Source organism: Streptomyces sp. NPDC048248, assembly GCF_043201875.1.
In the GTDB taxonomy this organism is placed as follows: domain Bacteria; phylum Actinomycetota; class Actinomycetes; order Streptomycetales; family Streptomycetaceae; genus Streptomyces.
In genome coordinates, this window is the sequence record NZ_JBICZL010000013.1 from 154,002 (window position 1) to 173,589 (window position 19,588).

The window sequence follows — 19,588 nt, forward strand, 5'->3', positions numbered from 1 at the left end:
CCCCATGGGCTACAGCGGAGCAGTGAAGGTCGGCGGACCGGCCGACGTGCACGAGCTGACCGACCTGATGATCTCGAAGGTCGCGGTCGGTCCGATGAACAACAACGCCTACGTGCTGCGGTGCCGGGCGACCGACGAGCAGCTGCTGATCGACGCGGCCGCCGATACGCACACCCTTCTCTCGCTGATCGGCGACAGCGGCATCGCCTCCGTGGTCACCACGCACCAGCACGGTGACCACTGGGGCGCCCTGCGCGAGGTGGTCGATGCGACGGGTGCGCGGACGTACGCCGGACGGTACGACGCCGAGGGCATCCCCGTGCCCACCGACGTGTTGGTCGCCGACGGAGACACCCTCACCGTCGGCCGGGTACAGCTGACCGCCCGTCATCTGGTGGGCCACACGCCGGGCAGCATCGCGCTGGTCTACGACGACCCGCACGGCGCTCCGCACGTGTTCACCGGCGACTGCCTCTTCCCCGGAGGCATCGGCAACACCTGGGGCAACGCCGAGCACTTCACCAGCCTCCTCGACGACGTGCAGACCAAGCTCTTCGACCAGCTGCCGGACGAGACCTGGGTCTACCCGGGCCACGGCAACGACACCACGCTCGGCGCCGAGCGTCCGCACCTGAAGGAGTGGCGCGAGCGCGGCTGGTAGCGCTTCGCGACCACGAGCACGCCAAAGGGCGCGCGTCCGGGCCCGCACGCGGCAAGTCCGTGTGCGGGCCCGCCGCGTGCGGGGTCCAAGTGCGGGTTCCACGGCCGCGTTCCTGTCCATGGGCGCGTAATCGAGCTGCGAGCCCGGCGTCCGCGCCTTAGTGTCACGCCATGCTGCCGTTGCGCTCCTCTCCCGTGTACCCGCGAAAGCCCCGTCCCGGCGACCGCGTCGCCGTGCTGTCCCCGTCGTCCGACCTCGCGGCACGGCTGCCGCTGCCGTACGAACTCGGCCTCGCCCGGCTGGAGAAGGAGTTCGGGCTGCAACCGGTCACCTACCCGTCCACGCTGCGCAAGGACGCCTCTCCGCAGGAGCGGGCCGACGACCTGCACGCGGCGTTCGCGGACCCTGCGATCAGGGCGGTCTTCACCACCATCGGCGGCGACGACCAGATCACGGTCCTGCCGTACCTGGACCGCGCAGTCTTCCGCGCCGATCCCAAGCCGTTCTTCGGCTACAGCGACTGCACCAACCTGCTGGCCTACCTGCGGAGCACCGGGATTGTCGGTTTCCACGGCGCCTCGGTGATGTGCGAACTGGGCCGTCCCGGGGCGCTGCACCCGCTCACCGCCGAGTCGCTGCGCGCCGCGTTGTTCACCCCGGGCCCGTACGAACTGCGGGCCGCCACGCAGTACACCGACGAGGGCGGCGACTGGGCCGACCCGGACACCTTCACCACCGAGCCCGCCATGTGGCCGGGCGACGGCTGGAGTTGGCACGGGCCGGAGCGGGTGGTGGAGGGCGTCAGCTGGGGCGGCTGCCTGGAAGTGCTGTCCTGGATGCTGATGACGGACCGGGAGATCGGGGCGGTCACCGATTTCGACGACGACGGTGTGCTCTTCCTGGAGACATCCGAGGAGCTGCCGCGCGCCGACGATGTGTACTACGTGCTGCGCAGCATGGGCGAGCGCGGCCTCCTCGGGCGGTTCGGCGCGCTGCTGATGGGACGCCCGAAGGCATGGTCGTTCGACCAGCCCCACTCCCCCGAGGCGAAGGCGTCGTATGTGCGGGAGCAGCGCGCGGCGGTGCTGCGGGCGCTGGCCGCGTACGCGCCGGAGATGGTGGCGGTCTTCGACGTCGACCTCGGGCACACCGATCCGCAGCTGGTGATCCCTTACGGCGGCACGATCCGTGTCGACGGGCAGACGCGGCGGATCACGGTCACGTACTGACCTGCGGACCCGGTGCGAAAGCGGCCGGTACCGCTCCGACGGGAGCGGTACCGGCCGCTTTCAGCGGTGCGGATTTCAGGCGTCGATGCTGCTCTTGGTCTCCGTCTCGGCCGCCGCCTGCTTCTTCGAAGCGCGCAGGCTGGTGATCGTGGTGACGACGAGGACGGTGCAGATGACCCCCAGCGAGACCGGGATGCTGATCTCCGGGACGCCCACCCCCGACTCGTGCAGGGCGTGCAGCACGAGCTTCACACCGATGAAGCCGAGGATGATCGACAGGCCGTACGAGAGGTGGACCAGCTTCTTCAGCAGCCCGCCGATCAGGAAGTACAGCTGCCGCAGGCCCATCAGCGCGAAGGCGTTGGCGGTGAAGACGATGTACGGGTCCTGGGTGAGGCCGAAGATCGCCGGAATGGAGTCCAGTGCGAAGAGGACGTCGGTGGTGCCGATCGCCAGCATGACGATCAGCATCGGCGTCATCAGCCGCTTGCCGTTCTCCACGATGAACAACTTGGTGCCGTGGTAGGTGTCGGTCGACGGCACGCGCTTCTCGACCATCTTCAGGACGCGGTTCTCCTCGAACTCCTCGTCCTGCTCCTCGGCCCTTGCCTCCTTGATCAGCTTCCACGCCGTCCAGATGAGGAACGCGCCGAAGAGGTAGAAGACCCAGGAGAAGTTGGCGATGATCGCGGCGCCGGCGCCGATGAAGCCGGCCCGGAGCACCAGTGCTATCAGCACGCCGACCATCAGCACCCGCTGCTGGTAGATCGCCGGGACGGCGAACTTGGCCATGATCAGAACGAAGACGAAGAGGTTGTCGACGCTCAGGGACTTCTCGGTGATGAAGCCCGCGAAGAACTCGCCGGCGGGGGCGCCGCCGCCGAACACCAGCAGGCCCAGGCCGAACAGCGCGGCGAGCGCGATCCAGACACCGGTCCAGATGCCGGCCTCCTTGAGGGAGACCTCGTGCGGTTTACGGCCGCCGATGAAGAAATCGGCGGCGATGAGGGCGCACAGACCAAGGATGGTCAATGCCCACATGGTCAGGGAAACGTCCACTGCTCCTCCGGCAGAGTCGTACGGCACTTACAGCGTCGTCGCTGCCGGAGGTCTCTTCCACCCTGGTCCGCGAATGCTCGCGGTCCTTGAGACGGGCCGACGCCCCGGGATCTCGTCACACTCGCAATCCGTGATGACGGGTACGTCGCAGCGGGAATACTCCCCTCCGCCCCTAAAGAGTAAAGGAAGCCCAAGACTTAGTAAAGAAATGGGCAAAGTGGCTGGTCAGGGGCTTTACCAGCACGCTGCGGCAGCCGCGGACAGCATCACCGCCGGTCGCCGCGCCGCGCCTCGCCCAGCCGTCCCAGAACCTGACGGACCACCTGGCTCCCCTTCGGCGGGAGCGGCGGTTCGTACGTCCAGGCGTGGCCGACCCAGGGGTCGGCCAGATGCGCGTCGGGCACGGGAGTGATCCGCAGCAGGGACCGCCAGAGCGGGTCGAGGACCGGGCCGTACTCCTGCGCCTGGGACCGGTCGGCGACCATCATGAGATGCACCCCGACCGCGGGTCCCTCGTCGGCCAGATAACGGAGCTGGGTGAGGGCCCGGTCATCGAAGCCGTGCGGGAAGTCTTGCACGAGCAGCAGGTGTTCGGCGGTGTCCACGTCGGGCGGCAGCGCGTCCGCAACCCGGTTGCGCACGGCCATCTGGACAAGGTCCACCCGCCGGGTCAGCGCCTCCAGGACCGCTGCCACACCCTTGGCCCCGGCCGCCGGGGCCTCGCGCAGGGCGCCGGACTCCCGCAGCGGCGCGAGCGCGGACGCCGCACCGCCGCCGGGATCGATGACCTGGACGACGAAATCGCCCGCGGGGTGAATCGCGAGCAACCGTGCCGCGATGGCCACCGCGGTCTCCATCGCGCGCCGGCGCAGCTCCGCCTCGTCCAGCGGTCCGTCCGTGAGCGCGCTGCCCAGCTCCCGGCGCCCGTACTCCCGCTCGGGTTCCTCGCTGTCGCGGGCGTGGGCACCGCGGCCGCTGTCGATCCACAGGCCGCGCTCCAGGGGGAGCCGTACGAGCATGGGGATACGCAGATCGAGCACCTCCGGGAGATGCAGATCGCCCAGGCGCAGCGCCATGGGGGGCTCCAGCGGAACGTGGTAGCCCTGCCAGACGGGGCTGTCCCAGCGGGCGAAGGCGGGTGGCAGCGCGGGCTCCACGACGTCCGATTCGGCCATGAGCTGGGCGAGGTCGCGGTCGAGGGCGGCGCGCGCCTGGGCGACGAGGGAGGCGTGCCGGTCCCTGGCGGTGGCGCGGGCGGTGTCGGCGGCCGTCCCGAGGCGGTTGCGCGGGTCGGCGAGGGCCTTGTCCAGCTCCTGTTCCAGGCGCGACTCGGCGAAGTCGGAGGCGCTGCGGTAGGCGGAGACCGACCGGGCCAGGTCTTCGAACATGCCCCAGATCTGGTTGTAGAGCCGCTCCTCCATGCTCCATCCGGCGGCGTCACCGGCCACCGGCAGGGGCGGGCCGTCGGCGGACGGCACGGGTCCGGGGGCGGCAGCCGGTGCCGGGGTGGTGCGGCGCTTCGGGTGCCGGTAGTCGATCGGGCCGCCGCCCTGGCCGCTCTCCCCCGGGGCCGGGCCGGCCGCTGCGGGGCCGGACGGGACGGCCGAGGACTGCGAGCTGCCCGGGGCGGAGGACTGCGCGCTGTCCGAAGAAGCGATTGGCGCCGCGATGTCCGAGCCCGGAGCAGCGGCTGCCGGATTCGAGTGGTTCACATCGCCGGGCGGAATCCCGGGCTGTTCCGACCGGCTCGCCCCGGCGGGCGCGGGGACCGCCCGCGCATGACCCAGGCTGACCGCCGCCTCGATCTCCGCGGACAACTCGGCGGCCTGCGAAAGCCCTTGATCACGCAGCATCGCGGTGAGTCCGTCGGCATATCCCTGCCCCACGGCGCGCACCTTCCAGGCCCCCTGCCTGCGATACAGCTCGACGGCGACGACGGCGGACTCTGCGCCCAGACCGGTGAGGGTGTAGCCGGCGATCCCACTTCCGTCCAGGCCGGTGACCGTGACGGAGGGCGCGGCAGTCGCCCCGAAACCGCTCACGCCGCCGCTCCCGGGCAGCGCCAGCAGCACACTCACGCGGTGCACGGCCTCGGACAGCGCGTCGAGATCCACCGCGAGGCGGTGCTCGGTGGCTGCCTGACGGGGGACCTCGATGCCGGTGAGGCGCGGTGCCCCCGGGTGGGCCACGGCGTCGGCGCCCGACAGCCTGCCCTGCTCGTCGCCGAGCGTCACCCCCGCCACGACGGGCCGGCCCGCCACCACACGGATCTCCACACGGGTGCGGTCCAGCGGATGGTTCTGCCCCCGGACCAGCTCGGCCGTCATCGTTCGTTCCCCCTGGTTGTCGTACGTCCCGGGCAGGCCCCGGGCACCGATGGCCCGGAGCGTGGCGGCGGCGCGGCCCGGTGCGCGCTGCCGCTCCCCGCCATGGCGGCGGAGACGGCTACAGATACGGCACGATCGCCGGCACCACGTCCTGGAAGGTACGGCCGTTGGAGGGCTCACCGATCGCGGTCATCTTCCAGCCGTCGCCCACGCGGTGCACCTTGGACATGACCTGCGCGGTGTAGTTGCCGCCACCAGTGAGGGTGTACCGGGCGAGCTCCTGCCCGTTGGCCTCGTCGACCAGACGGCAGAAGGCGTCCTCCACCTCGGTGAAGCTCTGCCCGGTGAAGGAGTTGACGGTGAACACGATCTGGTCGATGTGCACCGGGACCCGGGCCAGGTCGACCAGGATGGCCTCGTCGTCGCCGCCCTGCCCCGCGCCGCCGACGAGGTTGTCACCGGTGTGGCGGACCGAGCCGTCGTCGCTGACGAGGTGGCGGAAGAAGACGACGTCGATGGGCTCCTTGCCGGCGAACAGCACCGCCGAGGCGTCGAGGTCGATCTCCTTGGTGCGTCGCCCGAAGAGCCCGCGACGCGGCGCCGAGCGCCATCCCAGCCCCATCCGCACCGCGGTGAGGGCCCCTCCGTCGGACTTCTGCAGGCTGACGCCCTGTCCCTTGGACAAATTGACCGACACGCGCCGTCCCCTCTCTGTGCTGGGCCGCCGTTCCGGCGGCCCCGTCGAGCCTACGCAGAACGACCGCCCCGCAAGCCGCCAGGCCCGCCTTTGTGGCACTTCTGCGACACAGCGGACCTCCCGGGCGACGGCGCCCCCCTGTCACGCAGAGCTGCAGCGACGCCTCTCTGCCTACGCGTTCAGGCCCCCGCACCGCCTGCCCCCCGGCTCGGCAGGCGCCCAGCGCTGCCCGCTACTTCACCCCCGCCTCCCGCATCTGACGCAACTCCTTCTTCAGTTCACCCACCTCGTCGCGCAACCGCGCGGCGACCTCGAACTGCAACTCGGCCGCCGCCGCCCGCATCCGCTCGGTCATCTCCTCGATGATCCCGGCGAGTTCGGCGGCGGGACGGTCCGTCGGGGCAACCTTGCCCTTACCGCCCTTGGCCTTCCCGCCGAGCTCCGGTACCGGCGCCGGCGCCTTGGCGTCCTTGGCGTCGGCCTGCTTGCGGTAGCCAGAGCCCAGCAGTTCGCGGGTGTCGATCTCCTCGCGGGCGATCGTCGCGACGATGTCACCGATCTTCTTCCGCAGCGGCTGCGGGTCGATGCCGCGCTCCTTGTTGTACGCGAGCTGCTTCTCCCGGCGGCGGTTGGTCTCGTCGATGGCCTTCTCCATCGCCGGCGTGATCTTGTCGGCGTACATGTGGACCTGACCGGAGACGTTTCGCGCGGCACGCCCGATCGTCTGGATCAGCGCGGACCCCGATCGCAGGAAGCCCTCCTTGTCGGCATCCAGGATCGCCACCAGGGAGACCTCGGGAAGGTCGAGTCCCTCACGCAGAAGGTTGATGCCGACCAGGACGTCGTACTCACCGGAACGCAGCTCGCGCAGCAGTTCCACACGCCGCAGGGTGTCGACGTCACTGTGCAGATAGCGGACCTGGATGCCGAGTTCCAGGAAGTAGTCCGTGAGGTCCTCGGCCATCTTCTTGGTGAGGGTGGTGACGAGGATCCGTTCGTTCTTGTCCGTCCGCGTACGGATCTCGTGCACCAGGTCGTCGATCTGCCCGTCGGTGGGCTTGACGACCACCTCGGGGTCGACCAGACCGGTCGGGCGGATGATCTGCTCCACGTAGCCGTCGCCGCGTGCGAGCTCGTACTTGCCGGGCGTCGCGGACAGATAGACGGTCTGGCCGATGCGCTCCAGGAACTCCTCCCACTTCAGCGGCCGGTTGTCCATGGCCGACGGCAGGCGGAAACCGTGCTCGACGAGGGTGCGCTTGCGCGAGGCGTCGCCCTCGTACATGGCACCGATCTGCGGGACGGTGACATGGGACTCGTCGATGACCAGCAGGAAGTCGTCCGGGAAGTAGTCGATGAGGGTGTTGGGCGCGGAGCCGGGCTCGCGGCCGTCCATGTGCATCGAGTAGTTCTCGATGCCGGAGCAGGAGCCGATCTGACGCATCATCTCGATGTCGTACGTGGTGCGCATCCGCAGGCGCTGGGCCTCCAGGTGCTTGCCCTGCTTCTCCATCGTGGCCAGGCTGTCCGCCAGCTCGGCCTCGATCCCGGCGATGGCACGCTCCATGCGCTCGGGACCTGCGATGTAGTGGCTGGCCGGGAAGATGTACAGCTCCCGGTCCTCGCTGATGACCTCGCCGGTCAGGGGGTGGAGGGTGGAGAGCGCCTCGACCTCGTCCCCGAACATCTCGATCCGCACGGCCAGCTCCTCGTAGACCGGGAAGATCTCGATGGTGTCGCCGCGCACCCGGAAGGTGCCGCGGGTGAAGGCCACGTCGTTGCGGGTGTACTGGATGTCGACGAAACGGCGCAGCAGCTGGTCGCGGTCGATCTCGTCGCCGACCTTCAGCGGCACCATCCGGTCGACGTACTCCTGCGGCGTGCCGAGGCCGTAGATGCAGGACACCGACGCGACCACGACGACGTCCCGCCGGGTGAGCAGTGAGTTCGTCGCGGAGTGGCGCAGCCGTTCGACCTCCTCGTTGATGGAGGAGTCCTTCTCGATGTACGTATCGGACTGCGGGACGTACGCCTCGGGCTGGTAGTAGTCGTAATAGGAGACGAAGTACTCGACGGCGTTGTTCGGCAGGAGCTCGCGGAATTCGTTGGCGAGCTGGGCCGCGAGGGTCTTGTTGGGCGCCATGACGAGCGTCGGGCGCTGCAGCTTCTCGATCATCCACGCGGTGGTCGCCGACTTGCCGGTGCCGGTGGCACCCAGCAGGACGACGTCCTTCTCACCCCCGCGGATGCGCCGCTCGAGGTCGGCGATGGCCGTGGGCTGGTCACCATTGGGCTGATAAGGGCTGACAACCTCGAAGGGTGCCACCGTGCGTTCGATCTTTGATACGGGCCGCATGGAATCCACCGTACGACCCAGCACTGACAATCGACGTGGTAATTGCCCTGACCTGCGGTTTCACCCCACAGGCCCGGGGCGGCGGCCGACGCGGCCGGTGCACCGCCACATTCCTTCGGCGATATCCTGCCCCTCCCGCGCACAGCCCCGGCTCCGGCATGGCGTCGCCACCCCGCCCTGACGTCCCTGCGTAGGGCGCTCTCCGGCAGATCCGACCCGGGCGCGTCGCTCTCGGATCTATATACAGAACACCCGCCTGCTCGCAAGACCAAAACCAGTCAGAAGCACGAGCGGTGACGAACCATAGGCCGAGATGCGCGGACGCCGTGGCTCCGGCAAGTTGGACGACGTCGGGGCGTACGACCGTTGCACCGCACTCTCCGGGCATCCCGCGGCCTCGGCGCTCAAACACATAAAAGCTGCTGCTTCTCGTTCATTATCTGGCCATCCCACGCCTACCTCCCGCTACGGCCCGGCTGCCAGCCTCTGCTCATCCGACCCGTTCACGTCACTGCACGTCTGCTCACTTCCACGACGTCACGAGGAGTCCGCATGCGTATCCGCCCCGTTGCCACCGGCGTCACCGCTGCGCTCATGGGTCTGTCCACGCTCGTCCTCTCCCCCTCCGCCGCCCACGCCGCGACCGACGACCACAGAACGGTCGTCTTCGCCCACCGGGGCGCTTCGGCGTACGCCCCGGAGAACACCCTGGCCTCGATCGACGCGGCGCACCGGCTCGGCATCGACTGGGTCGAGAACGACGTCCAGCGCACCAAGGACGGCGAGCTGGTGATCCTGCACGACAACTCGCTCGCCCGGACGACCGACGTCGAGCAGGTGTTCCCCGACCGTGCGCCCTGGAACGTCGCCGATTTCACGCTCAACGAGATCGAGAAGCTGGATGCGGGCAGCTGGTTCGGGCAGAAGTTCGAGGGTGAGCGCGTGCCCACACTGGAGGCCTACATGGACGAGGTCGAGCACAACGGGCAGAAGCTGCTGATGGAGCTCAAGTCGCCGGAGCTCTACCCGGGCATCGAACTCCAGACCCTCGTCGAGCTGCGCCGCGACGGCTGGCTGAGCAAGTCGCACGTCAAGCGCCGCCTGGTCATCCAGAGCTTCAACGCCGACGCCATCAAGACCGTGCACTTCTTCCGCTCGGACGTCAAAACCGGCTTCCTCGGCAACCCCACCGTCGCCGACCTGCCGAAATACGCCGAGTACTGCGACCAGATCAATCCGAACCACAACGCGGTCACCCGTGACTACGTATCCGCCGTGCACGGCCTGAAGGGCCCCCACGGCCGGGCCCTGGAGGTCCACACCTGGACCGTCGACGACGGCGCGCGGGCCGTCAAGGTCGCCGAGATGGGCGTCGACGGGATCATCACCAACAAGCCCGACGTCGTGCGGGACGCCCTGGCGGGCGCCTCCGGCTGACGCCCGGCCGGCGGAGCGGGGCGGGCGAACGCCTCCGCCCCGCTCTCCGCCGCATTGTCAGTGGTGGGTCCTACGCTGAACACGTGACGAACGCAGAGCAGGACGACCAGGAAGCCTTCCGGTCGACGCCGCCGGACACCGGCCGGGACGCGGCGGTCGCGGCCCCCCGCGACTGGGGCCGGACCCTGCTGGAGAGCCCGATCGGACCCCTGCTGCTCGCCGCGACCAGGAAGGGACTGGTCCAGGTCCTCTTCCATGCCGACGAGCCGACGGCCGACCGCGCGCTGACCCGGCTGGAGCAGCGCTTCGGGGGACCACCGCTTGCGGAGATACCTCACCTGGCGACGGCGACCACCGAGTTCACCGCCTACTTCGCCGGGGACGTACGGGCCTTCACGGTGCCCCTGGACTGGGACCTGTCGAGCGGCTTCTCCGCCCGGGTCCTGCACGCCCTGGCCGAGAGCGTGCCCTACGGCAGCGTCGTCGGCTATCAGGACCTCGCCGACCGCGTCGGGGAGCCGGGCGCCGCCCGCGCGGGCGGCGCGGCGATGGGGTCCAATCCGCTCCCGGTCATCGTGCCCTGCCACCGCGTCGTGGCGAGCGACGGCGGCATCGGGGGCTTCGGCGGTGGCCTGGAGACCAAGCGCCTGCTGCTCGCCCTCGAAGGGGTGCTCCCCGCTCCCCTGTTCTGACCACTCCTCCCGTCGACCGCCGGTCCCCGGCACCTACGAACGGCAGCGCCATGTCCCGTCAGATCGCTCTGCTCCGCGGCATCAACGTCGGAGGCCACAACTCCTTTCCCAAGGCACGGCAGCTCCAGCTGGCCGAATCTCTGGGCTTCGAGGACGTCTCCGTCCTGTTGCAGACCGGCAATATCGTCTTCGCAGATCCGGGGACGCCGCCGGAGACGACCGCCCGCACGCTCCATGAGGCGATCGCCGCCGAGCTGGGCCTGTCGGTGACGGTCATGGTCCGCACCCGCGAGGAGCTGGCGGCCGCCGTCGCCGCGAATCCGTTTCCGCAGGCCGTTCCGGAGCCCAAGAGCCTGCATGTGACGTTTCTGTCGGCGGCGCCGACCGACACCTCCGCGCTGGACGCCCTCGACCTCGCCGCGTTCGCGCCCGACCGGTTCCAGCTGGTCGGGCGCGAGCTGTTCCTCTGGTGTCCCGGTGGCATCGGCCGCTCCAAGCTCGCCGAGAAGGTGAGCCGCGCCCGGCTCGGAGTGTCGGCCACCGCGCGCAACTGGAACACCGTCACCAAGCTCCTGGCCCTGGCCGACGCCTGAGCCGCCTCCGACGCCGGTGCGTCCCGGCGCGACAGACTCCTGCAGGCGGCTGTCGGCCAACGCGCGATACGCGCCTGCCCGGGCGGGCTCTCAGCGCCAGCCGTAGAGCTCGCGCAGCCGGTTGACGACCAGATTGAAGCGGCCCCGGTCCAGTGCGCACGCCTCGCGCCGCATCCCGGCCGGGTGCACCCGCAGCACCCGGTCCACGTCGACCCACGAGTCGCGTCCGGCGCGGTCCCACGGCCCCGCACCCAGGGGCACCCATTCCCGGTCGTTGTCGTGCCGCTTGCTGGAGAGCTGCACGGCCAGCAGCGTGCCGCCCCGCTCCCGGGCGACGACCAGCACCGGCCGGTCCTTGCCCCGCCCGTCGTTCTCCTCGTAGGGCACCCAGGTCCACACGATCTCGCCGGGATCCGGGTCGCCGTCCGGGTCGGGTGCGTAGGACGTCTGTATGGCGCCCACGGCGCGTGGCCGGGCTTCCACCGTCGCGGTGGGACCGTGGCTGCCGGGCAGCGCCACCGGCTCGTCGGATGCGTTGAATGAAGTGGTCACGGGCCCACGCTAGCGGCCCTCACCGGCGCGCTGACCAGCGGTCAGCGGTCGATTGTCAGTGGCCGGCCGTACGGTTTTCAGCAGTGGGGGCGGCCGTTGGGACCGCCAGGGGGGAGGGATCGCCATGTCCGGGAACACGACGTATCCGGAACTGTCGCAAGAGGGCGCCGGCGCCCACAAGTTGCGCGAAGTGGCGGTGCGCGCGAGATCCGGCACCTCGTCCGACGCCGTTGAACGGCCGTCCGGGTTGTCGGGCCGAGCCAGGGAGCGATCAGCCCGGTCCGCTCCATGCGGGACGCCAGGGGTCGTCGGCCCGGACGACGACATCCGCGGCCTGCTCCGGCCTCGTCTCCTCCTCGTAGCGCGCGAAGGCGGGCAGCGTCCACCGCGCGTGGTCCGGCGTGCGGCGGGCCAAGGCGGCGGGGGACAGCTTCAGGTGGACCGAGAGATCGAAGGGAAACCAGTGACCCAGCAGCAGGGGGCCGTGCAACAACAGCACACCGCCGGGCGGCAGCTCCAGGTACGCGCTGCGCGTCGCCCGGTCCGCCACCGGATCCCACAGATCCGGCAGCACCCGTCCGGTGCCACCCGGGTCCAGCGGCTGGAAGACCTCTCGCCACAGGGCCTGCCGGTCGAACCACTCGTCGTGGAAGGCGTCCGGATCCTCACGGCCGTACTCAAGGCGCAGCGAGGCGGGACGCAGAAAACCGAACGCACCCGCCTTGTGCACAGGCCGCCCCCTGAGGCGCAGGGCCTCCGCGAGGCGCCCTGCGAGGTCACCGGGATCCGCGGCAGGAGCCCCGTCGACCGCGACCCGCAGCCACGAGCTCCCGTCCTTCGCCGGCATGGTGGCGATGCGCTCGGCGAGCGCATCGGCCAGCCGTTCCCAGGTGATCGCTTCGAGCCGCACCCGGCCATTGTGCCCGGCCGCGCGGGGCGGGGCGCGCCGGGTCCGCCGGGCAGCGGCCGGTCCGGGGGCACGCCGGGGGTGAGCACCGTGACCCCGGTCGGCGCGGTCTCCGGCATGGTGTGGTGCGCGTCCCGCACCGCGGCCTTCCCCTGCTCGGGCTGCAACTCGTCGACCAGCGCGCGTAGTTCCCCCACAGCGACCGGATCGGCTCGCGACACCTTCAGCTCTCCTTCGCGCACCCGGCAGGAGCCGGGCTCATGAACCGGCCCGCGGTCGCTTTCCGCCGGTCAGGCCTGGTCCGCGGTCGGCCGGGCCGCGCCGTAGCGGCTGAGTTCGGCCGCCGCCTCCTTCGTCGCCTCGATGACGTCCTCCGGGGCCACCGGCATCACCGACTTGAGCTTGAGGAGCAGTACCGCCCCCATGATGGCGCCGTCCCACATGATGGGCGCCGCACAGGAGTTCCAGCCGGCCATGCACTCCTCGTAGCCCAGGGCGTAGCCCAGGTCGCGGACCTCGGCCAGGGACGCCCTCAGCGCGTCGTTGTCCCGGTAGACGCCCGGTCCGGCCTGGTCTGGGACGGGCTCGGACAGCACCCGCTGCTGCAGCACCTCCGGCAGGTAGGCGAGGATCGTCCGCCCGGAGGCGCCGGTGCGCAGCGAACGCGTCACGGACAGCACATCGCGCGGCGTCATTCCCAGTTCCGCGAGGTCGGAGTCGCCGACGGCCATGTCCACACATTGCCGTTGCGCGCCGGAGAACGGGGCGACCATGTAGAGGAACGCCAACCCCCCGTCGGTGGCCATGCGCAGTTCGCGCAGCACCGTCTGCGAGGTGGCACCGTCGAGCCGGTGGTCGAGGGCGGTGAAGGCGAGCTGGGCGGCCGAGGTCCGCAGCCGGTAGAGGCCGCGGTCCACCCGCTCGAAGATCCGCTGGTAGATGCCGGATTGCAGGATGCGGTAGACGACGGAGTCGTCCAGGCCGGTGCACTCGGCGATCTCACCGGGCCCGTGGGCGGACCCGCCCAGTTCGGCGAAGGCCGTCTGGACGAGGAAGACCCGTTCGGCATGGCTGGATCCCGACGTCCGGGAGCCGGCGCCCGCCCCACCGCCCTTGCGTCCGGAACGGCCCGGGGTGACCGGAGCCGTTCCCGGGGCCCTCGAAGCGGAGTTCGGTGCGGCGGCTTTGGACGCCGCGGTGCTGTTGCCCATCGTGTGCTCTCTCCCCTGGCAGTGTTCCGCGCCCGAAGGCGCACGGCATTTCCGGTGCGAGCCGGCACACCCACCGGCCGCGGACTGCGTTGCGGCCGGTGGCGGGCCGCCCCGGCGTGCGCTGCCGGGGCGGTGCTACCCCTCCGGCGCCCGGTGTCAGCGGGCGACGTCGAGGGCGAGTTTGCCGGTCGGGGTGCGCGCGGCCAGATCGTGGTGCGCCCGGGCCGCCTCGCCGAGGGCGTAGGTGGCACCCGTCAGCGGCTTGAGGGAACCGTCGGCGACTGCGTCGAACAGCGCCCGCATGGACGTCGGAAGCGCGGTGCGGTCCCCGTAGAGCTGCGGCAGCCAGAAGCCCGAGACGGTGAGCGACCGCTCCATCAGGTCCCGCGTCGGCACGTTCGCCAGCTCGCCCCCCGCGAACCCGTAGACCGCGAGGCGGCCGCGGGGCGCGACGGCTGCGAGCGTCCTTGCGAAGGTGGCTCCTCCGGTCATCTCCAGAGCCGCCTGGACCGGGCCACCTGCTGCCTCCAGGATGCGTTCCGTCAGGTCCTCCGCGGTCGAGTCGACGACGGCGTGGGCGCCCAGCTCCTCGGCGAGCTTGCGCTTCTCGGCGGAGCCGGCCAGGCCGATGACCTTCGCGCCCGCACGCGCGGCGAGCTGGACCGCCAGCGAGCCGACGCCGCCGGCCGCGGCCGGCACCACCACGGTCTCGCCCTCGGTGAGGCGCAGGGAGGTGAACAGCAGATGCCAGGCGCTGTTGCCCTGCAACGCCAGGGCGACGGCCTGCTCGTCGCTGATGCCGTCCGGCACATCCCAGGTGACCCGACGGTGCAGCAGGGCACGCTCCGCGTATCCGCCCCCGCGGGTCAGCCCGACGACACGGCGTCCGCCGTCCACCGTTCCCACCACTTCGTTGCCGGGTATGTACGGCAGCTCGACCGGCGCGAGGTAGGTGTCCCCCCGGACGTGCACATCCGCGTAATTGATGCCCGCCAGGGACACATTCACCAGCGAGTGGCCGGCGCGGGGCTCGGGCTCGGGTACGTCCTCGAGCCGCAGCACCTCCGGGCCGCCGAATTCTCGCATCACGATCGCGCGCACGACTCTCCCTCTGGTTCACATGTGCTGTGCCCGCACAGGGTAGGCACGGCGCCCACCGGCTTGTGGAGACCCGATCAATTCGCGCCAACCATCTGGGGCTTGGTGTGCGCGTGCTGTGCGCGTCACGAGAAATACTCGTCGGCTTTCTCGTGTCGCGAGAAAGGCGGTGGGCGCTTTCCACCCATTGCAACGTTTTGCATCGGATCTACCCGCGAGTATCGCCCGGGTGGCTCTCACGCGTCCCTCGCTCGATTTCGGGTTCCGGATGTGATCGCTGCAGCCTACGATCCGGAATTGTGTCCGCCGTCAACCAGATGCGCCGGCCGCGTTCCCGGGAGCAGAGCACGTTCCGCGAGGCACCTGCGCTCGCCCGGCCCACCCGCCGGGACGGGCAGGCGGCAGAGGACGTGGCCGTACGCGAAGCGGGGCGGGCACGGCCTGAGGGGGAGTCATGAGGGGGCAAACGGGGGACGGCAGGCCGGCGTTCGCGCCGGCCTGCCAGGATCTTCAACGGCCGCAGCCACTCACGCCGGTGCTCCTGCGCCGTCTGCGGGCCGCGTCCGTGGCACTGCCCGCGATGTTCACCGCTTCGCTGACGGCAGCCACCGGCGCGGTCGCCGCCGCGCGCCGACGGGTCCGCAGGAACCCGGCACCGCCGTATCTGGACGTGGCCCGCCCCCGACCGGGAGCCGTTCGTCCCTGCAGAGAAAGGCACTGTCCATGAACGCGTCGAGCAGCACGAGCAGCACCGGGCTCCAGTTCACACACCCGCACCTCGCGGTGGTGCTCGGCGGCGGCTTCACGGGCATGCTCGCCGCAGCGGCGCTGTCCGAACATGCCGATGTCATCGTCGTCGAGCGCGAGCGGCTGCCGCGCACTCCCGCTCTTCCCACCGATCTTCCGCAGGCCCGGCCCGCTCCTCTGCTGACGACGGAGGGCGCCCGGGCCGTCGAGTCGTTGCTGCCCGGAGCGACCGAGCAATGGCTCGCCCAGGGAGCCCGCCGCATCCCCGTGCCCTCCGAGCTCGCCGGGCAGCCTTCGCACGGCTGGTTACGTCTCCGGCCGCAGTCGCAGCATCTGATCGCCTGCTCCCGCGACCTGCTCGACCTGGCGGTACGCCGACAAGTGACGGCCCTCCCGGGAGTGATGGTTCTCGACGGAACCGAGGCCGAAGACCTCACGGGCACCTCGGAGCATGTCACCGGGGTACGCGTGCGGAACACCCTCACCGGCGAGGTGTTCCGTCTGGACGCCGACCTCGTGATCGATGCCACCGGACGGAGTTCCACGACTTCCGACCGCCTCACCGCGCTCGGCCTGCCTCCGGTGGGCGAGGAGGTCGTGGAGTCCGGGGTGCGCTCCGCCACCCGTCTTTTCCGCGCACCGGTCGGCGGGGAGAACCGCCCGGCGGTCAGCTCACGTTCACAGAGCACACTGCCGCTCCCGGGGAATCCTCCCTTGGGGCGCCGGATACCCGCCCGGACTGCGACGCTGGTGCCCGTCGAGGAGGGGCGCTGGCTGGTGACGCTCACGGGTTCCGGGGAGGAGCAGCCGTCCGAACACGCCGACCGCTTCGTGTCGTTCGCCCGCCGCATCCCGCGCTCCGTCATCGGCGACGTCATCGCCGACGCCGAGCCGCTGAGTGAGGTGCGGCTCTCGCGTGACACCACTCACCGCCGGCGCCGCTTCGATCAACTCGCCTCCTGGCCGACGGGGTTCATCGCCCTCGGCAGCGCCGTGGCGTCCTTTCACCCCGACTGTGGGCAGAGCCTGTCCCTGGCCGCGTATGGTGCCGCAGCCCTGCGCGCGGCTCTGCGCCGGCAGGGCATGGACGATCCTGCGCTCGCGCCCCATGTGCAGCAGCGCGTCGGCCGCCTCGTCGAGGCACCGTGGGCTGCGGCAACCGGCCGGGAACCCAGCTCCCACAGCCCCATCCCGCAGGGTGCTGCGGCCGTCCGGTTCCTTCGCGGTGCCGTGGACGGCGTCCTGGGCACCGCTACCGACCACTCCCCCGTCTGCCGCGGCTATATCGATGTATTGACTCCTGTCGCGCCCACCCCCGTTCCGCGCGAGCCTTCCGCACTCGGTCTGCGCAGGAGTACGAGGCGCCCGCGCCCTGCTTCGAGTGGCACGACGGCGTCGGGAACGGCGCCGCGACCGGCGGTCGGATCAGCCTTCATGTCACCTACGGCGCCCGCATCGAAACCGTCCTCGGCCCCGGCGCCGTCCTCGACTTCGGCCGATGCCAGGACGGCTGCCGGACAGCACAGTGACGCGCCCGGTATCGCTCCTGCGCTCTCGCCGCTGCCCGCGACCTCAGCCGGCGCGGCGCGTACTCCCGCGTCCACCGCCCAGGCGCCTTCCGCCGCCCCCTCCCACCGCGACGCCGCACAACCACGCCGGCGCTTCCCCCGACGCCCCCTCGACCCGGGACCGACATCGCTACGGCGCATCGGCGGAACCGGCAGACGGAGACCGGCCGACGACTGACGCCGGCGGACCTCGTCCCGGGCCGAGCCCTGTCGACGGTCCCGACCAGCAAGTTCGGTGCTCCTGCCCGCGGTCGACGCCCGGCAGGTCACTCCTCAAGACCGCGAGCCCCCTCACGGGGGTGGGGGGCTCGCGATAACTCTTTCCACTCGCCCGCGTCCGGGGCGCGTGGATGCTGTTGCCTGCCCGGCCTGCCGTCGCCTGGTCCGCTCCCTGCTGCGGCCGACGAACAGGCCGCGGCAGTCGGCAACCACGCGGCGGGCAAGAACCCTCCGCTGTACCGCCGTTGCGAGTGCGGACGGGTGGTCAGCCCCACGCCCCTCAGCACGTCCGGCAATCGATCAGAGTCCGGTGGGCGACGCGGTCTCCCGTCGTTCGGGTGAACTCCCCAGGAGACGATGGGCAAGGGCAAGTGAGGCACCCGGGTCGGGCGCGGAGGCCGACGCCGTGGTGCGGTGCTCGGGGAGCCGCTCGACGGCGGTGATGCCCGTGTCGGATTCCAGGGTGGGCGCGTAACCCGCCGCACGGAGCGCCTCCAGCGTGGCGGCCGGCGGACGGCCGCTGACCAGGACAGTCGGGGCGACGGCCCGCAACTCCAGGCTCCTCAGGGCACGGTGGGCGGCGAGTTCACGCACCAGCGCTTCGTCGTCGGACCGGATGCAGCTGGCAGCGGGCAGGACCCGCATCCGGCCGTGGGCGCGAGCGGTGTCCTGAATGAGGTAGCTGAGCGGCTGCGGCAGGGCACCCGTCGCCGACGCGGCCGTCAGGTCGTCGAGCAGCGTGGCGGCGGTGCGGCCGGTGTCCAGCGCGCGGCGTACCGAGGTGGGCGTGAAGCGCCAGGTCACGGCGTGGCCTTCGGACTCGCGGTCGGCCGAGGAGCCGAGCAGTGCGGCGAGACCGGCGGCGGGACGGCCGGGGACGACGGCGGTCAGGTCGGCCTGAAAGTGCGCCTGGTCGAGCAGCGGCGGGAGCAGGTCACGGAGCGGCTCGTCCAAAGCTCGTGGGTCGGCCAGAAGGGCCCGCCCCAGAGGCGTGAGCGTGCCGTGCGCGACCAGTCCCAGGAAGGCCGCTTCGTGCAGTGTGTGCGCCGCGCGGTCCTCGGTCATCGGCTGATCGATGAGAGCGAGGGGCCGGTGCCATGACGCCACGCGCAGGAGGGCACTCAACTGGCTTCGCTGTTCCCCGTCCCGCTGTTCGCGGTCGGCAGGCAGCGGCGGAAGGGGGGCTCCGGCCCCTGGCGGGACCTCGGCCAGCGCGGCCAGCAGGGCATACCGCAGAGCGGGCGCGTATCGGTCTTGTCCGCGCACGAGCGCGGTCGGGGTCTCGCCGAAGGGAGTGTGAGTGGGAACTGCCCACAGGGCGGACCAGGCGGTCAGGACAGGGGCCAGGCGCTCGCCGGGCGGTCGGGTGAGCCAGTCGTCGTAGGCGCTGGTGGGGAGCGCGGTGATGCCTGAGGGGGTGCGGGTCAGGGCGATCAGGTCGGCGGCGAGGACGAGGTCGAGGAGGAGCCGGGTGTACGGTTCGCCGGCGCCGGCCGCCTTTGCCAGGCGCTTGATCTCCCTGATGGCCAGGCCCCCGGACTTCCGCAGCGCGGCGGGCTGCGTCGCCAGCGAGCCGAGGAGACGCTCGACGGTGGCGGCGAGCGTCGCCGCGGCGGCCCGCGATTCATCGTCCAGCGCGGTGGCGGTGAAGGCCGTGATCCCGCAGCGGGCGGTGGCCTCGTCGAGGTCTGCGAGGGCGGGCTGCGGCGCCTGCGCGGACAGGGGGCCGAGGTCGTGGGCGGCGAGCAGCTGGGGGGTCCGGGGCGGGACGACGATGGCGCCGTCCTCGGTGGGGGCGGCGAGTCCGTCGTCGTACAGCGCCCGCAGCGCAGTCTCGGCGGCGGCGCGCTCCGGGCCGGGCGATGTGGCGCCGAGCGCGGCGTGGACATCCTCGGGCGGCACGGGCGCGGTGGCCAGTTGAGGGAAGGAAAGCCGGTGGGCCATCAGGGACTGGTAGTCGGCGCCCGGGGCGGGCGCGGCGGGAGCGGGGGCGTCGCGCCCGGCCCGCTCCTGACTGATGCGCGCCGTGGTGGCGAGCATGAGGAGGCGGGGCTGATCGAGATGGAGGACGAGGTGGTGGAGGGTTTCGTACGACCACAACGCGGCTGCCAGACCGCGGAGTTCGGTGGCGGCGGGTCGGCGGGCGAGCGGCTCGGCGTGGCGGCCGAGGAGCGCGGCGAGCTGCTCCGGGGTGCGCTGGGCGAGGGACCGGGTGAGTGTGTCGAGACCTTCCAC

The 19,588-nt window shown here is 71.2% G+C and carries 15 protein-coding genes; 6 read left to right on the forward strand and 9 right to left on the reverse strand.

Annotated elements, in window-relative coordinates:
• Positions 1-4 precede the first annotated feature (4 nt).
• Positions 5-661 (forward strand): MBL fold metallo-hydrolase, encoded by a 657-nt coding sequence (locus ACGFZW_RS27850; protein WP_393895972.1) that lies wholly within the window; start codon positions 5-7, stop codon positions 659-661.
• A 170-nt stretch (positions 662-831) separates the two neighbouring features.
• Positions 832-1,890, forward strand: a complete 1,059-nt coding sequence (locus ACGFZW_RS27855; protein ID WP_393895973.1) for a S66 peptidase family protein — start codon at positions 832-834, stop codon at positions 1,888-1,890.
• Positions 1,891-1,965: 75 nt separating this feature from the next.
• Here ACGFZW_RS27855 and ACGFZW_RS27860 read toward each other — a convergent pair whose 3' ends face one another.
• The 4 genes from ACGFZW_RS27860 to uvrB form a co-directional block, all read right to left on the reverse strand.
• A complete protein-coding gene (locus tag ACGFZW_RS27860; RefSeq protein ID WP_393895974.1) occupies positions 1,966-2,949 on the reverse strand; it encodes a TerC family protein in 984 nt (327 codons plus the stop codon).
• A gap of 266 nt (positions 2,950-3,215) precedes the next feature.
• On the reverse strand, positions 3,216-5,276 hold the full coding sequence (locus tag ACGFZW_RS27865; RefSeq protein ID WP_393895975.1) for a TerD family protein: 2,061 nt from the start codon (positions 5,274-5,276) through the stop codon (positions 3,216-3,218).
• Between the two features lie 118 nt (positions 5,277-5,394).
• On the reverse strand, positions 5,395-5,973 hold the full coding sequence (locus ACGFZW_RS27870) for a TerD family protein (protein WP_393895976.1): 579 nt from the start codon (positions 5,971-5,973) through the stop codon (positions 5,395-5,397).
• 232 nt (positions 5,974-6,205) lie between these two features.
• A complete protein-coding gene (gene uvrB / locus ACGFZW_RS27875) occupies positions 6,206-8,329 on the reverse strand; it encodes an excinuclease ABC subunit UvrB (RefSeq protein WP_393895977.1) in 2,124 nt (707 codons plus the stop codon).
• A gap of 552 nt (positions 8,330-8,881) precedes the next feature.
• Between uvrB and ACGFZW_RS27880 the strand changes: the two genes are divergently transcribed.
• The 3 genes from ACGFZW_RS27880 (at position 8,882) to ACGFZW_RS27890 (ending at position 11,051) form a co-directional block, all read left to right on the forward strand.
• Positions 8,882-9,766, forward strand: a complete 885-nt coding sequence (locus tag ACGFZW_RS27880; RefSeq protein ID WP_393895978.1) for a glycerophosphodiester phosphodiesterase — start codon at positions 8,882-8,884, stop codon at positions 9,764-9,766.
• A gap of 83 nt (positions 9,767-9,849) precedes the next feature.
• Complete coding sequence (locus ACGFZW_RS27885; protein ID WP_393895979.1) at positions 9,850-10,458, forward strand: methylated-DNA--[protein]-cysteine S-methyltransferase; 609 nt, start codon at positions 9,850-9,852, stop codon at positions 10,456-10,458.
• 50 nt (positions 10,459-10,508) lie between these two features.
• Positions 10,509-11,051, forward strand: coding sequence for a DUF1697 domain-containing protein (locus ACGFZW_RS27890; protein WP_393895980.1), 543 nt, complete (start codon positions 10,509-10,511; stop codon positions 11,049-11,051).
• Between the two features lie 90 nt (positions 11,052-11,141).
• Here the strand turns inward: ACGFZW_RS27890 and ACGFZW_RS27895 are convergent, their stop codons facing one another.
• The 4 genes from ACGFZW_RS27895 to ACGFZW_RS27910 all read right to left on the reverse strand — a co-directional run bounded on the left by ACGFZW_RS27895 (position 11,142) and on the right by ACGFZW_RS27910 (position 14,822).
• The gene (locus ACGFZW_RS27895; protein ID WP_393895981.1) at positions 11,142-11,603 is read right to left on the reverse strand and encodes a type II toxin-antitoxin system PemK/MazF family toxin; all 462 of its coding nucleotides are present in this window, start codon (positions 11,601-11,603) and stop codon (positions 11,142-11,144) included.
• A gap of 271 nt (positions 11,604-11,874) precedes the next feature.
• Positions 11,875-12,513, reverse strand: a complete 639-nt coding sequence (locus ACGFZW_RS27900; protein ID WP_393895982.1) for a uridine kinase — start codon at positions 12,511-12,513, stop codon at positions 11,875-11,877.
• 287 nt (positions 12,514-12,800) lie between these two features.
• Positions 12,801-13,721 (reverse strand): IclR family transcriptional regulator C-terminal domain-containing protein, encoded by a 921-nt coding sequence (locus tag ACGFZW_RS27905; RefSeq protein WP_393895983.1) that lies wholly within the window; start codon positions 13,719-13,721, stop codon positions 12,801-12,803.
• Positions 13,722-13,877: 156 nt separating this feature from the next.
• Positions 13,878-14,822, reverse strand: coding sequence for a zinc-binding alcohol dehydrogenase family protein (locus tag ACGFZW_RS27910; protein ID WP_393895984.1), 945 nt, complete (start codon positions 14,820-14,822; stop codon positions 13,878-13,880).
• Between the two features lie 720 nt (positions 14,823-15,542).
• On the opposite strand from ACGFZW_RS27910, the gene ACGFZW_RS27915 reads away from it, so the two are divergent.
• A complete protein-coding gene (locus ACGFZW_RS27915) occupies positions 15,543-17,312 on the forward strand; it encodes a pyridine nucleotide-disulfide oxidoreductase (RefSeq protein WP_393895985.1) in 1,770 nt (589 codons plus the stop codon).
• A gap of 341 nt (positions 17,313-17,653) precedes the next feature.
• Here ACGFZW_RS27915 and ACGFZW_RS27920 read toward each other — a convergent pair whose 3' ends face one another.
• Positions 17,654-19,588: a helicase-associated domain-containing protein gene (locus ACGFZW_RS27920; protein WP_393895986.1), complete on the reverse strand. Its 1,935-nt coding sequence runs from the start codon at positions 19,586-19,588 to the stop codon at positions 17,654-17,656.

Coding starts and splice junctions, on each gene's coding strand:
- ACGFZW_RS27850 (WP_393895972.1), top strand. CDS start 5: ATGGGCTACAGCGGAGCAGTGAAGGTCGGCGGACCGGCCGACGTGCAC.
- ACGFZW_RS27905 (WP_393895983.1), bottom strand. CDS start 13,721: ATGGGCAACAGCACCGCGGCGTCCAAAGCCGCCGCACCGAACTCCGCT.
- ACGFZW_RS27865 (WP_393895975.1), bottom strand. CDS start 5,276: ATGACGGCCGAGCTGGTCCGGGGGCAGAACCATCCGCTGGACCGCACC.
- ACGFZW_RS27915 (WP_393895985.1), top strand. CDS start 15,543: ATGAACGCGTCGAGCAGCACGAGCAGCACCGGGCTCCAGTTCACACAC.
- ACGFZW_RS27890 (WP_393895980.1), top strand. CDS start 10,509: ATGTCCCGTCAGATCGCTCTGCTCCGCGGCATCAACGTCGGAGGCCAC.
- ACGFZW_RS27855 (WP_393895973.1), top strand. CDS start 832: ATGCTGCCGTTGCGCTCCTCTCCCGTGTACCCGCGAAAGCCCCGTCCC.
- uvrB (WP_393895977.1), bottom strand. CDS start 8,329: ATGCGGCCCGTATCAAAGATCGAACGCACGGTGGCACCCTTCGAGGTT.
- ACGFZW_RS27880 (WP_393895978.1), top strand. CDS start 8,882: ATGCGTATCCGCCCCGTTGCCACCGGCGTCACCGCTGCGCTCATGGGT.